We start from the raw sequence: 14,634 nt of genomic DNA, 5'->3' as shown, positions 1-14,634 counted from the left end.
ACATCTGTCACACACCTAACCCCATCATCTGCATCAGTTGCTGTGCTTGCTGAATCGCCTCTTGGCGATTCGCAATTCCTAGCTTCTGATACAGATTCCGTATATGCGTCTTGATAGTTGTCGTCGCCACATCCAACTCTGCGGCAATCTGATCATTACTGTAGCCTGAGTAAATCAACCCCAACACCTGCCACTCACGTTGTGTAAGCGGGCTATTGCGAATAAGCTCAGGAACATCAGGATGTGTTAGCAACTGTGTGACAAAACTTTCATCAAAATGGGCGAATTTATGGCGATGTTGACGGTTGATATCCCGCAGAATGCGCTGTGCACGATGCAACTCCAATTCAGACAAGGTATTGAGTTGAATAAGCTGACGTAGCTGTTGAGCCATCAACTCACCTTCAATGACAAAATGGCTAATAAATCCGGTACGGTTAGCCAGAGCCAATGCTTCGATAAGCGCACTCTGCGCTTCGCTTTTGCGTCCGATATACCAGTAAAGCAAGTTACACAACAGTAAATTACGGTTCAGATCGCTAATTAATTGCAATTTTCTCGCATGCTGATTCAGTGTATCCAAAATGGACTCAGCCTCATCATACAAACCAAGCAAAATCTGAACACGAGCAATATTGCGCCACTGGCCCTGATTAAAATGATTACTGACGCTTTCTGGTCGCTCGGTCTGTGTCAACCACCGAATAGCGGCGCTTTTGTCGTCCATATTCTGCCAAATGATGACCCGCAGTTTGTCAGTATTCGTACGCCAATCTCTATGATACTGCCCATTATTTAGCAGGTTTTCACAACGCGTTAGATAACGGCGGGCATTGTCAATATCTCCTCTGGTCAAAGAGCATTTAGCCAACTGGGCCAGACACTGCAACTGCTGTTGAGGTTGGAAGTTAGACAACACCTCCAGCCCACGACGCGCAGCCTCTTCGGCTTCATCAAGACGAGACCAGCACCACAAAAGCTGTGAACGGATACGCAACAAAAATTCATGCATTGGCAACTGCTCCAAATGCTGTTCACGGATCAATTCAAACGCCTTGCTCTGCGTTTCATAAGCCGTCTGCAAATATCCCTGAGCTAATAAAATCTCACTTTGCTGCAACAGCGCCCACAACGCATAGTGATGAACATGGAAACGACGCGCCAGCTGCTCAGTTTGTTGCATCCGCGCTAATGCATCAGCCAACTCACCTCTACAATGTAATACTTCCCCTTCCACGGAAGTCGCAACAATACGACTGTATTCATTCTGAGGAAGCAGTGCCGCCAAAGCCTGTTTCGCCAACTTATCAGCCATCTCCGGCTTACCACTGTTCATCGCCACCTGAGCCCGTAACGCGTCGAATTCAGCTAACAGATCCGGCTCAATGGCAATTTGTTTCTGTTGCAGCGCCTGTTCCGCCTGATTCAACAGTGTATTGACCTCTGAATAACGATGTTGGCTTTGGGCCAGCCAAGCTTGAAGCAGCACCAGACGCGGACTCTCCAATAGCTGCTCATAAGGCAGCGCATTCATACACTCTTCCAACAGAGATAACTCACTGTGGTTAAACAGCGACCAAGCATGCTGCAACAAAATATCGCGTAACATGGCAGTATCACCCGCCGCCAAGGCATGATGAATCGCCTCGCCCGGATACCCTTGCGCCAACCAACCTTCCGCGGCCGCACGATGCAACTCCGGCAATTGCAACGCCATTTCCCATTGACAGCGTTGACGTAGAAATGAAGCAAAAAGCGGATGAAAGCGAAACCATTCGCCAGAATCATCCATACGCTGAATAAACAGCCCCTGACGTTCGGTTTCCTCAAGGCGCTGCTGACCATTCTCTTCACCGGTTAGACGAACAATCAAACCATCATTCATGGAACGTAGGATAGAACTGCGCAACAAAAATTCACGCGTCGAACTATCCACCTGATTGAGTACCTCATCCACCAAATAATCGGAAAGATGGCTGGCGTTAATGCCCGACAAGCGCTTAGCCGACAGTTCAGCGGCATCACACGACTGCCGCGCTGACAGCGCAATAAGCTGGAGCGCCGTCGCCCAACCCGCGACTTCATTGCATAGGCGCTTACAATCGTCAGCGTCAAGGGATGTGGTTAAACGCTTATCAAAAAATTGCTGTGTTTCTTGATAATCAAAAGCCAGTTGCTGGCTGTCAATTTCCAGCAATTGCTCACGCACCCGCAGATTAGCAATCCCAAGAGAAGGCAGATTACGCGATAAGATAGTTAACGTCAGATTCTCAGGCTGGTGACGCAGGAAAAACCGCATCGCCTCATGAATAATGCTATTGACAATCAGATGATAATCATCAATCACCAGAAAAATGGGTCGCCGCCATTCATTAAGTTCAATAAATAATTGAGCGAAAAGCGCGGGTAAATTGGCATATTGATGTTTTTGGGCCAACACTTCACTTTTAACACAGTGTCCCTGCGTAGCCTGCTGCAACGCCGCGATAAGATAGCTGGCAAAACGTTCCGGCTGATTATCGCTCTCATCCAAAGAATACCATCCCAGATTATCCTGCCCGGCGGCCCACTGAGAGACCAATGTAGTTTTGCCGTAACCTGCGGGACTCGTTACTAGCACAAGACGATAGTTAAACGACTCATTCAATCTGACTAACAGGCGCTTACGCAAGACTGTATTATTCAGACGAACGGGACGACTCAGTTTTGATGGGATAAGCATTAATTTCCGTGCCCAAAGAAGCGATAAGTAAAACCAGCGCCGGAACCATGTGTAATGTTATTAGAAATTTATTTCACGGTCCGTAATGACGTCATTAATCAGCCCAACCAAATTTAGTGAAATAGATGACTTTTGCAAATATGTTTACGAACCCCATAGTATTAAGTTGCGTGCCCTATCACATTCTTGAACAGCAAATTCCATTTTCTACAGATAAGTTATGGAAGCGATTAGCAAATTACCTTAATCGATCCGCTGGAAAAAAATGAACTCAATAAATGCAAAAATGATACGCAATATAGTTACTGGCTACGCCCTTCTACTCCTCCCTGACTAATACCTCTCCAGGATGATGCTTTAGATCCTGAGAGCATTCAGCATAGTGCTTAAATTTCCCTTTTCAGCTACAGGATGAAGACTCCATGCAACAGCCCAGATTAGATAAAGCCCAGTTTCAGGCTGCGCTGACACGTCAATGGCAGCGCTTTGGCCTCGGTTCAGCACAGGAAATGACCCAGCATCAGTGGTGGCAAGCCGTTAGCGCGGCCCTGTCAGAGCTGTTGCCCGCATGCCCTGTCATCAATCATTCCGACCAACAACGCCATGTGAACTACATCTCGATGGAGTTTCTGATTGGCCGTTTGACCGCAAACAATCTGCTTAACCTTGGTTGGTATGAAGACGTTCAGGCTTACCTGGCAGAAGAAAATATTATTCTCAGCGATCTTCTGGAACAAGAAACCGACCCCGCTTTAGGTAACGGCGGATTGGGACGGCTCGCCGCCTGTTTTCTTGACTCTATGGCAACCGTCGGTCAGCCGGCAATTGGCTATGGTCTGAATTATCAATACGGCCTGTTCCGCCAATCCTTTGAACAAGGGCAACAAATTGAAGCACCAGACAATTGGGGACGAGAATCCTATCCCTGGTTCCGCCATAACACTCAGTTAGATGTTGAAGTGAATTTCGGTGGCAAAATCATCATAACCGATGATGGACGCGAAACTTGGGCGCCTGACTTTACCTTGATTGGAGAAGCCTGGGATCTACCCGTCATTGGTTACCGTAATGGCATTACCCAACCATTGCGCCTGTGGCAAGCAACCCATGCCGAGCCATTTGATCTCGACAAATTCAACGCTGGGCAATTTCTGGCTGCGGAACAGCAAGGTGTTGAAGCCGCTAAGCTAACGAAAGTTCTCTATCCGAATGATAATCATCAAGAAGGCAAACGCCTGCGCCTGATGCAACAATATTTCCAGTGTGCCTGCTCCGTCGCAGATATCTTGCGTCGCCATCATCTGGCGGGCCGCAAAATGGAAGATCTGCCTAAGCATGAAGTGATCCAGCTTAACGATACCCATCCAACGATCGCCATCCCTGAAATGATGCGCATTCTACTGGATAAACACCAGATGAGTTGGGAAACGGCATGGGAGATAACCAGCCATACTTTCGCCTATACCAACCATACCCTGATGCCAGAAGGTTTGGAATGTTGGGACGAGGATCTAGTCAGCCACCTGCTGCCACGCCATTACAGCATCATTAAAGAAATTAACTACCGGTTTAAAAAGTTGGTGGACAAAAACTGGCCCGGCGAGCAAGCCGTATGGGAAAAATTGGCTGTACATTATAACCATCAGATACGCATGGCGAATCTTTGTGTCGTCGCGGGCTTTGCCGTAAACGGGGTAGCCGCGCTGCACTCACAGCTCATCGTTAAGGATCTGTTTCCTGAATACCATCAACTATGGCCGAATAAGTTTCTCAACGTGACAAATGGCGTTACCCCGCGTCGCTGGATCAAGCAGTGTAACCCGGCACTGTCAGGATTACTTGACCGTACGCTTAATCGCGAATGGGTTAACGATCTTGATGCTCTTAAAACACTTGAACCCTATGCAGATGACGCCGCTTTCCGCGAAGAGTACCGAGCTATCAAACAAGACAACAAGATCCTGCTATCCAATTATGTCAATAAAGTGATGGGGCTTAAGCTAGATCCAAGCGCCATTTTTGATGTGCAAATTAAACGCTTGCATGAATATAAGCGTCAGCATCTGAACCTGTTGCATATCCTATCGCTCTATAAACAAATTCAGGAAAACCCGGCGCTGGATATCGTGCCGCGCGTGTTCCTGTTTGGCGCAAAAGCCGCGCCTGGCTACTATTTGGCAAAAAACATTATCTCTGCCATCAATCAGGCGGCGGAAAAAATCAATAATGATCCTATCGTACGAGATCGCATTAAGATCGCTTTTATCCCCGATTACAAAGTTTCTGTCGCAGAACTCATGATCCCGGCTGCCGATGTTTCAGAACAAATCTCCACTGCCGGTAAAGAAGCTTCCGGTACCGGCAACATGAAACTGGCGCTAAATGGCGCCCTGACCGTCGGAACACTAGATGGAGCGAATGTCGAAATTGCCGAACAGGTCGGGGATAACCATATCTTCATTTTCGGGCATACCGTAGAAGAAGTGAAAGCCTTAAAAGCTGCCGGTTACGACCCGCTGAAACTACTCAAGGAAGATCAGCATCTGGACAACATCCTCAAGGCGCTGGCTAGCGGCGAGTTCAGCTATAGCGACAAACGAGCCTTCGATATGCTGCTACATAGTCTGATTGAAGGTGGCGATCCTTATCTGGTATTAGCTGATTTTGCCTCCTATTGTGACGCGCATAAACGGATCGATACCTTGTACCGCGATACTCAAAGCTGGATACGCAGCGCCATTCTAAATACCGCCCGGATGGGCATGTTTAGCTCTGACCGGACAATCCGTGATTATCAACAGCGTATCTGGCAAGCAAAGAGATAAGGAAAAATCATGGAGGAGAAAAGCCTCGATCATTTAGCGACCGAGGCTGGCATTGTCGCCAGCTATATTAATGCTTATGGTAAACCGCAAGCGATTCCGGCAGAAACCCGACACTACTTGTTGGATGCGATAAGTGAAAACAAACCGGCCAGCGAGCCGGTTTCCCCCTTGCCGACAGTAAAAGTTTTTACTCAAGGCGAGCACTTCACCATCACCCTGAAAGATGAAGAGCACTACCAATGGCAGATACAGACAGAACAAGGAGAGGAATTTCAGGGGCATTGCCGCCACATATTGACGCTACCTGATACGCTTGCTCTGGGCTACCATCACCTCACTTTGACACAAGAAAACCAATGCTGGTCTGTGCGGATTATCGTAGCGCCCAAACGCTGCTACGAACCAGATGCCCTGCAAAGAAGAGAAAAACTTTGGGGCGCCTGTGTGCAACTCTACACCCTGCGTTCAGAAAACAACTGGGGAATCGGCGATTTTGGCGACCTGAAACACATGCTGAAAGAGATAGCAGCACGCGGAGGCGCTTTCATCGGGTTGAACCCATTGCATGCATTGCACCCAGCCATGCCAGAAAGCGCCAGCCCCTATAGCCCCTCTTCACGCAACTGGCTTAACGTGATTTACATTGACGTTAATCAGATTGAAGATTTCAAACTCAGTGAAAAAGCACAGAGTTGGTGGCAATCACCAGAGACTCAACGCACGTTACAGTATTCCCGCGGCACAAAATGGGTGGATTACACCACAGTGATGGCATTGAAAATGGCGGCACTGCGTCTGGCACATCAACAATTCAGCACACGCCCAGAACATGATTCATCAAAAACCGCTTTCCGCCAATTTGTCATTCAGGGTGATGAATGTCTCTACTATCAAGCCGCTTATGACGCTCTGCATTGCCGACTATATGCCGAAGATAGCTCATGTTGGGGCTGGCCGGTATGGCCGGAAAAGTACCGCGATCCGCACAACGAAGCCGTACAAACATTTTGCCAATCTCACCCGCAGGAAGTGGAATTTTTCCTCTGGTTACAGTGGCTGGCCGATACTCAACTTGCAGACTGCTTTGCACAAAGCCAAACAAGCGGCATGCCGATTGGGCTTTATCGTGATTTGGCCGTTGGCGTAGCGGAAGGCGGATCGGAAACCTGGTGCAACCGAGTTGTCTACTGCACTAAAGCATCAGTGGGAGCGCCACCGGATGCTCTTGGGCCACTGGGTCAAAACTGGGGCCTCCCCCCGATGAATCCTCATGTTTTGCAAGCCCAAGCTTACCAACCGTTCATTCAGCTGCTGCGCACAAATATGACCTATTGCGGCGCACTACGCATTGACCACGTGATGTCGATGCTCAGGCTCTGGTGGATTCCCTATGGCGAAACCGCCGACAAAGGAGCATATGTACACTATCCGGTTGATGATCTGATGGCGATTCTGGCATTAGAAAGCCAACGTCATCGCTGTCTGGTTATTGGTGAAGACTTGGGTATCGTCCCGGAAGAAATTGTCGGCAAACTGCGCGACAGCGGTGTCTATTCTTATAAAGTGCTCTACTTTGAGCGTCATGGCAATGGAGAATACCGTGCGCCTGAGGATTACCCGATACAAGCAATGGCGACCATCACCACCCATGATTTACCGACCTTGCGTGGATTTTGGCAAAGCAACGATTTGACACTTGGGGAATCACTCAAGTTATATCCTGATAAAGACCTGCTTCAAGGGTTACATACTGACCGTCAAGCGAGCAAACAAGGGTTATTAGAAGGCTTACATCGCTACGGCTGTATCCCGGAACATATCGGTGACATGGCAAAAGAGGTAGACATGTCACCGATAATAAACCAAGGGCTACATCGTTATATCGCCCACAGTGCCTGCGCACTACTGGGCCTACAACCCGAAGATTGGCTGGATATGGATAAACCGGTCAATATTCCAGGTACGGTCATGGAATATCCTAACTGGCGACGTAAATTGAATACCACTCTGGAAACCCTGTTTGGTGATGATCATGTCAACCAATTGCTGAAAGATGTAGATAGATGCCGTAAAAAAACGGGAATAGCCAGAGGTTAAATGCCGTAACGTCTATTTCTCCTCCGAAAGCATTATCCTGTCCAGTTTAAAGGATGGTTTTAATCTATAAACCATCCTTTATATTGCTGACTGTTAACACCTTGATTACCAACGTTGAGTTTTCATCAATGATAAAACAGGCATTCAGAAAAGCCTTTTTTATCTGTCAGTGTGGTTTTAAAAGCTGGATAAAGAGGCCAAGCGTACCCCGGAAAAAACAGATAAAAACTTTAATCATCAAAAGTAAAAAGCAGTGATTAAGGCTTTTTTAAAGTGGGTAAAAAATCCGATACCATACTGATATTAGAAGAGAAAACATTAGAAAAAACAGGTTTTAGATTGATTAAATAAGGCGAAAAAAAAAATAACAGCGTTAAACCGATAACAAGAATATATCTTAGCAAAACATTTAACAGCATTAAACCAATTTTATTAAATAAAAGATTTTTCCTGACTGCAACAAGTTTACGAAAAATAAGAGACTATAATTGTAGAAAACCGAGCGGCATTTAGATTAACCCCGAAAAAGCACGAGTATTTAGCAACATTAAAAATGATCAAAGAAATTGGCATTAATCTTAATACCGTTAGCAGTTCTGCCACCCTCACTGGTTTTAAACCTAAAAAATCAAATACAGAAAAAGGAGAAACGAAAAACGAGAAAACCCAAATATCAGTTTAATGAAAACAAGAACGTTAAATACAGTTCAGAAAATGTAAAAACCATTAAACCTACCACAGTTAATCAATAAAAATCATTTATTAAGCAGATTTAAAATTAAAAACAAACAGCCTGTAAGAATGAGAACCACAGTTCAAGCTTATCATATTTTTAATATTATTTTTTACTTACATTTCCATTTTACCGGTGATTAACCAGATAAGGATTAAGAAAATGAGCACTTCATTAATGCCAACTTTTTAAAAGGTATAGCATGACTAAAAACAGCCTCTTCTTTACTATGTTTAAACATTTATCAGCAATACTATTACATTTAGTCGAAATTCACTAACCATTAACCGAGAGTTGAAAAGCAATAATCACGTAAAATAACATTAATGGAATAGATTAACGCTCAAATATTTTCTCACCATCATTTTACGAACAAATCAATAAAAAATGTGATAAAAAAGAGATAAAACGATTAATCTAGCCGGATTTAAATGCTAGAAAAGAGTTATCCTAAAAAGCATTAATGGTGTTTTTATACTATCAAACTATTGATTAGTGATTTATAAAGAAAAGATAAAGGGTGATGATTTACAAAAAACGCAGAATTGCCAGTAAAACAGTATTGGTAAAACAATGTGGGTAAAATTATGTCGATAAAACCATGTCGATAAAACCATGTCGATAAAATAATATATATAAAACAATGTCAGTTAAAATAAATCGGATATGATTAACGTTCATTTAAACGTAAAACCACGATATATCATAATGCTTAAATTTCGCAAAAAGCACATAGCCAAAAGATAAAAAACGGTTAAAACCAGATACCGATTAAAATCATACGTTAAAAAAATAACTTTTAATCCCAGTTTAAAACCTGCTCTGGTTTTACGGGTATTTCAATTAAAGGCTTTATACCCTATGAATTTCAAGTTGCATCGCGGCGGCCAGGGAGCGAATCCCCGGGAGCATAGATAACTATGTGACCGGGGTGAGTGAGTGCAGCCAACAAAGAAGCAACTTGAAAGATCACGGGTATATAAACCATCCTTCATATTGCTGACTGTTAACACCTTAATTACCACCTCTGAGTTTTCATCAATGATAAAACCGGTATTCAGAAAAGCCTTTTTTATCTGGTCAGTGTGGCTTTAAAAGCTGGAAAAGAGGCCAGACTAACCACGAAAAAACAGGTAAAAACTTTAATCATCAAAAGTAAAAAGAATTGATTAAGGATTTTTAAAAGCGGGTAAAAAATCCGATGGCATTCGGACATTGGAAGAGAAAACATCAGGAAAAACGGGTTTTAAACTGATTAAACAAGGTGAAAAGATGACAGTGCTAACCTAATAACAATAATATATCCTATCAATCAGAGACTATAATTGTAGAAAACCGAGCGGCTTTTAGATTAACCCCAGAAAAGCAAGAATGTTTAGCAACATTAAAAATGATTAAAGGAATGGGCGTTAATCTTAATACCGTTATCAGTTCTGCCACCCTCACTGGTTTTAAACCTAAAAGATAAAATACAGAAAAAGGAGAAGACAGAAGACAGAAGACAGAAGACAGAAGACAGAAAACCTAAATATCAGTTTAATGAAAATAAGAACGTTAAATACAATTCAGAAAATGTAAAAACCATTAAACCATTAAACCATTAAACCATTAAACCATTAAACCATTAAACCATTAAACCATTAAACCATTAAACCATTAAACCATTAAACCATTAAACCTACTACAATTAATCAATAAAAATCACTTATCAAGCAGATTTCCAATTAAAAAACAGCCTCTAAAGGTGAAAACCACAGTTCAAGTTTATCATATTTTTAATATTATTTTTTACTTATATTTCCATTTTACCGGTGATTAATCAGATAAGGATTAAGAAAGTAAGCACTTCATTAATGCCAACTTTTTAAAAGGTATATACCCGTCATCTTTCAAGCTGCCCCTTGCTATGTTTAAACATTTATCAGCAATACTACCCTTCACTTATTTTATATTTACTTAACCAACCATAACTATTTAAAAACACAAACAGATAGAGATTAAACATTTCATTCAACAGACTGATTTAACACAATGAACAAAAGTTTTCAATAGCGTGATTAATGACATTAAGTCTAAATCCACTAATCATTAACCGAGAGTTGAAAAGCAATAATCACGTAAAATAACATTAATAGAATAGATTAACGCTCAAATATTTTCTCACCACCATTCTACGAAAAAATCAATAAAAAATGCGATAAAGAAGAGATAAAACGATTAATTTAGCCGAATTTAAATGCCAAAAAAGGCGTTATCCTAAAAAACATTAACGGTGTTTTTATACTATCAAGCTATTGATTAGTGATTTATAGAGAAAAGATAAAGGGTGATGATTTACAAAAAACGCAGAATTGCCAGTAAAGCAATACGGGTAAAACAGTATTGGTAAAACAATGTGGGTAAAACTATATCGATAAAACTATGTCGATAAAACCATATCTATAAAACAATGTCAGTTAAAATAAATCGGATATGATTAACGTTCATTTAAACGTAAAACCACGATATATCATAATGTTTAAATCTCGCAAAAAGCTAATATCCAAAAGATAAAAAAAAACGATTAAAACCAGATACCGATTAAAATCATACGTTAAAAAAATAACTTTTAATCCCAGTTTAAAGCCTGCTCTGGTTTTATGGGTATTTCAATTAAAGGCTTTATACTCTATGGATTTCAAGATTGCATCGCGGCGGCCGGGGAGCGAATCCCCGGGAGCATAGCAAACTATGTGACCGGGGTGAGTGAAGCCAACAAAGAGGCAACTTGAAAGATGACGGGTATAGCATTGGATAGCTATGACCGTACCTGTAATCGACAAGCGCCGGTCGGGCAACCACAATTAACAAGGTGTCCCTCCAACGCGACAGGTATTCCTTGTATATTGAATAAGTTAGAACCTTCCGCAATCGCGCCGGTTTGTTTACAGGCGGGACAAAACACCGGGGTACCTTTACAGGCAACCGATAGTTGTTGGTTTACCAAATAGGAACCATTTAAAACCTCGCCTCCGGTTGTTGTGGTATCGCCTTTAAGGATGATTTTTTTACTTTCCACGACACTGCGCATTATTTACTCCGCTATATTTTCCGTTTCTCGTATTAAATGCCAGACGGTTGTGCCTGTCTCTGCACCTTCAACATCAAAAGCCATCGCGCCCTGAGCAAAGAAGTACTGTTTGCCCGGCAGGCTATCGGTTTGCCAAATCCCACTGACCAAAGCGGGTTCGCCGCCTCTCAGAGGAGTCACTTGCAGCGGACCTCGGTCATAACGGGCATACCAAGCTTGTGTAGAAATATCATCAAAATGACCCTCTCCATAAAAATGCAGGGAATCACCTTCTCCCGGAACAAAACGTATCGGACGTATCAACTGGTTAATAGCAAAATAACTCTCCGGGACACTGCCCGGCAGTGGCGTTAAGTCCGGGTATTGACCGGCCCGGATTATCAGACCATTGGAATAAGAAGTCATCACCACATCCCGGTAGGGGCGCAGCACCTGACGTATCCAGTATTCCCCACCCAGTCGGTTTACAAAGCGTTTGGACAGCAGGGTGATCCAGTTAATGCTTCGGATGGAATGGGCATAATCTCTCAATGTTGTATGAACAGTGGAGTTAACTTGCAGGGTGGGATAACGTTGAGCTAATTGATACTCTAAGGGAAAATAATCATGATAATCTCTGGGCAGGACCAAACAGTAACCACAATCTCCCCAGTCAGGCTCAAGCTGTTCACACAGAAAGTCCAGCCAGGCCATAAACCGGGTCATGCCCTCTTGTTCTTTCAGATAATCCCAAGGCAACACCAGACTCAGATAGGAGCTACTGTTGTCACCACTTATTTCCCTAGAGTCCATATAACGCATCAAATAGTGAGGGGCTTCATAGATATTTTTAGCATCACTGACTACCCAACTAGAGGGCTGATTTTTTTTCTGATTAAGAATACTCTCCTCAATCTTAGCAATATTTTCCGACGAGTATTTTCTTAACCCTTTCAATTCATGACGATGAAAACGCAGGTGAGTACCAAACTCTTCACGAAAGCGGCTATAACAGGCCAGAATGCGTTGCTTTTTCTCCTGGGTGTAACCCTGTTTAAAAAACAGGGTGATAGAAATCCCAAGGCGGGAAACAGTCAGTCCATCGGCATTACTAAAAAGAAAAGAGGTCAGTTGTGATCTCAACTGGGCAAAGTCATCTGAAATTTCCATCATTTTCTCTGTTAGTTATTAAGTCAGTAGATAATTTGTTATTCCCACATATTTGCCGCTTCCCGTACCAGATGCCAGAGGGTTGTGCCCGTCTCTGCACCTTCAACATCAAAAGCCATCGCCCCCTGAGCAAAGAAGTACTGCTGGCCAGGCAGGCTGTCGGTTTGCCAGATCCCGCTGACCAGTGCCGGATGGTCACCTCTCAAAGGAGTCACTTGCAGCGGCCTCCGGTCATAACGGGCATACCAGGCTAGGGTGGAAATATCATCAAAATGCCCCTCACCATAGAAGTGCAATGAATGGCCTTCACGAGGGATCACCCGTATCGGACGTATTAACTGGTTAATGGCAAGATAACTCTCCGGGACACTGCCCGGCAGTGGCGTTAAGTCCGGGTATTGACCGGCCCGGATAATCAGGCCATCACGGTAAGAACTAATCACCACATCCCGGTAGGGGCGCAGTACCTGACGTATCCAGTATTCCCCACCCAGTCGGTTTACAAATCGTTTGGACAGCAGGGTGATCCAGTTAATGCCCCGGATGGAATGCCCATACTGTAATTTGGCTGTATGAACCGCAGAATTAACCTGCAATGCAGGGTAACGCTGAGCCAATTGGTACTCTAAGGGAAAGTAGTCATAGAAGTCGTTGGGTAAGACCAGACAGTAGCCACAGTCACCACTGTCCGGTTCGAGTTGTTCGCAAAGAAAATCCAGCCAGGCCATAAAGCGGGTCATACCCTCCTGTTCTTTCAAATAATCCCAAGGCAGTGTCAGGCTTAGGTAAGAACTGCCGTTATCACCGCTTATTTCCCGAGAATCCAAGTAACGCATCAGATAATTAGGTGCTTCATCTTCATTTTTGGCATCACTGACCACCCAACCAGAAAACTGGTTTTTTTTCTGATTAAGAATGCCTTCTTCCACTTTGGCAATATTTTCTGGGGAATATTTTTTTATCCCTTCCAGCTCATGACGATGAAAACGCAGGTGAGTGCCAAACTCTTCGCGAAAGCGGCGGTAACAGGCCAGAATGCGTTGCTTTTTCTCCTGGGTGTAACCCTGTTTAAAAAACAGGGTAATTGAGAGACCCAGGCGGGAAACAGTCAGCCCATCGGCATTACTAAAAAGAAAAGAGGTCAGTTGTGATCTCAGTTGGGCAAAGTAATTTGAAGTTTCCATCATTTTCTCCATGAATTATGAGGCAGTGGTGAATGTCACACTCGCCAATATTGCCAGGACGGCGGCTAACGCGGCAGCGACGGCAAGAGTGACAAGGATAACAACGGCAACACCGGCAATAATCACCACCACTTCCAGCATGCCTTCCCCCACCTCTTTTAATATCTGCATCCAGCTAATGTTTTTAAGCTCTTCCAGGGTAATATCTGAGCCTTCTTGCACAATCTGCCAGCGGGCTTTTATCTCACTCTCCGTCCAGGTTACGATTTTCCCCGTTTGTTCATTAACCCAGGAAAACGCGTAGCTGATTTGATGAGTGACCGGATCAATAATCTCTTCACACACCCACTTGCCGGCTTGATTTAACCAGGTACCAAACTGGGCAAGCAGCTCCCGGGTACTGTCGCGGACATAATTCAACCCGTTTTCGGCCAGACCCGCCACTTCCTGTCCGAGGATAACCCAGTCTTCATAGCTGGGTAAAAAAGACCAGCGGGAAGTGCTGAGAAGCGGTGGATTTTTTGTCAGGGGTTGCGGAATAGTCCCCGGTACACCCTCTGCGGGAGGCGAAGGTAAAGCTTCCTCATCAGACGGCGAACCGGACGGTAGCGGGGCCAGTGGGATGGGATTTTTATAGTGTTGAGAACCGGGCTGATAAAGTTTTCGCCACGCTTCATCATACTGTTTTTGTTCTTCTGTGCGGTTATCGCTGATACGCATTACACCAAAGCGGTCTTCGGTTGCAATCTGGATGTAATCTATTTCTTGATCTTCGGCAAGTTTATCACCCGGAAATTTCACTTCAATCAACATCTTTAAATTATCAGGGTGCACAGAACCATCAAAGTAGGTGG

At 44.0% G+C, this 14,634-nt stretch carries 8 protein-coding genes; 3 read left to right on the top strand and 5 right to left on the bottom strand.

The window, feature by feature from the left end; all coding sequences use genetic code 11:
• Positions 1-7 precede the first annotated feature (7 nt).
• Positions 8-2,722, bottom strand: coding sequence for an HTH-type transcriptional regulator MalT (gene malT / locus C6H66_RS04375; RefSeq protein WP_046397177.1), 2,715 nt, complete (start codon positions 2,720-2,722; stop codon positions 8-10).
• Positions 2,723-3,144: 422 nt separating this feature from the next.
• Here malT and malP point away from each other — a divergent pair, with 422 nt between their 5' ends.
• The 3 genes from malP to C6H66_RS27225 all read left to right on the top strand — a co-directional run bounded on the left by malP (position 3,145) and on the right by C6H66_RS27225 (position 8,326).
• On the top strand, positions 3,145-5,547 hold the full coding sequence (malP, locus tag C6H66_RS04370) for a maltodextrin phosphorylase (RefSeq protein ID WP_105394895.1): 2,403 nt from the start codon (positions 3,145-3,147) through the stop codon (positions 5,545-5,547).
• A gap of 9 nt (positions 5,548-5,556) precedes the next feature.
• Positions 5,557-7,644 carry a 4-alpha-glucanotransferase gene (malQ, locus tag C6H66_RS04365; RefSeq protein ID WP_105394894.1) on the top strand — a complete coding sequence of 696 codons (2,088 nt, stop codon included), beginning with the start codon at positions 5,557-5,559 and terminating at the stop codon, positions 7,642-7,644.
• A gap of 553 nt (positions 7,645-8,197) precedes the next feature.
• On the top strand, positions 8,198-8,326 hold the full coding sequence (locus C6H66_RS27225; protein WP_258165933.1) for a hypothetical protein: 129 nt from the start codon (positions 8,198-8,200) through the stop codon (positions 8,324-8,326).
• A gap of 2,848 nt (positions 8,327-11,174) precedes the next feature.
• On the opposite strand, the gene C6H66_RS04360 is transcribed toward C6H66_RS27225, so the two are convergent.
• The 4 genes from C6H66_RS04360 to C6H66_RS04345 form a co-directional block, all read right to left on the bottom strand.
• The gene (locus C6H66_RS04360; protein WP_105394893.1) at positions 11,175-11,447 is read right to left on the bottom strand and encodes a PAAR domain-containing protein; all 273 of its coding nucleotides are present in this window, start codon (positions 11,445-11,447) and stop codon (positions 11,175-11,177) included.
• Positions 11,448-11,450: 3 nt separating this feature from the next.
• Positions 11,451-12,596 carry a DUF3396 domain-containing protein gene (locus C6H66_RS04355; RefSeq protein ID WP_105394892.1) on the bottom strand — a complete coding sequence of 382 codons (1,146 nt, stop codon included), beginning with the start codon at positions 12,594-12,596 and terminating at the stop codon, positions 11,451-11,453.
• 38 nt (positions 12,597-12,634) lie between these two features.
• Complete coding sequence (locus tag C6H66_RS04350; RefSeq protein ID WP_105394891.1) at positions 12,635-13,780, bottom strand: DUF3396 domain-containing protein; 1,146 nt, start codon at positions 13,778-13,780, stop codon at positions 12,635-12,637.
• A 15-nt stretch (positions 13,781-13,795) separates the two neighbouring features.
• The coding region (locus C6H66_RS04345; protein ID WP_146111019.1) for a VRR-NUC domain-containing protein at positions 13,796-14,634 on the bottom strand (839 nt) is incomplete at its 5' end.

This window comes from Photorhabdus hindustanensis, assembly GCF_002968995.1.
Lineage (GTDB): Bacteria > Pseudomonadota > Gammaproteobacteria > Enterobacterales > Enterobacteriaceae > Photorhabdus > Photorhabdus akhurstii.
The sequence above is the reverse complement of the archived record's forward strand: the minus strand, read 5'-3'. Positions and strand labels throughout refer to the sequence as shown.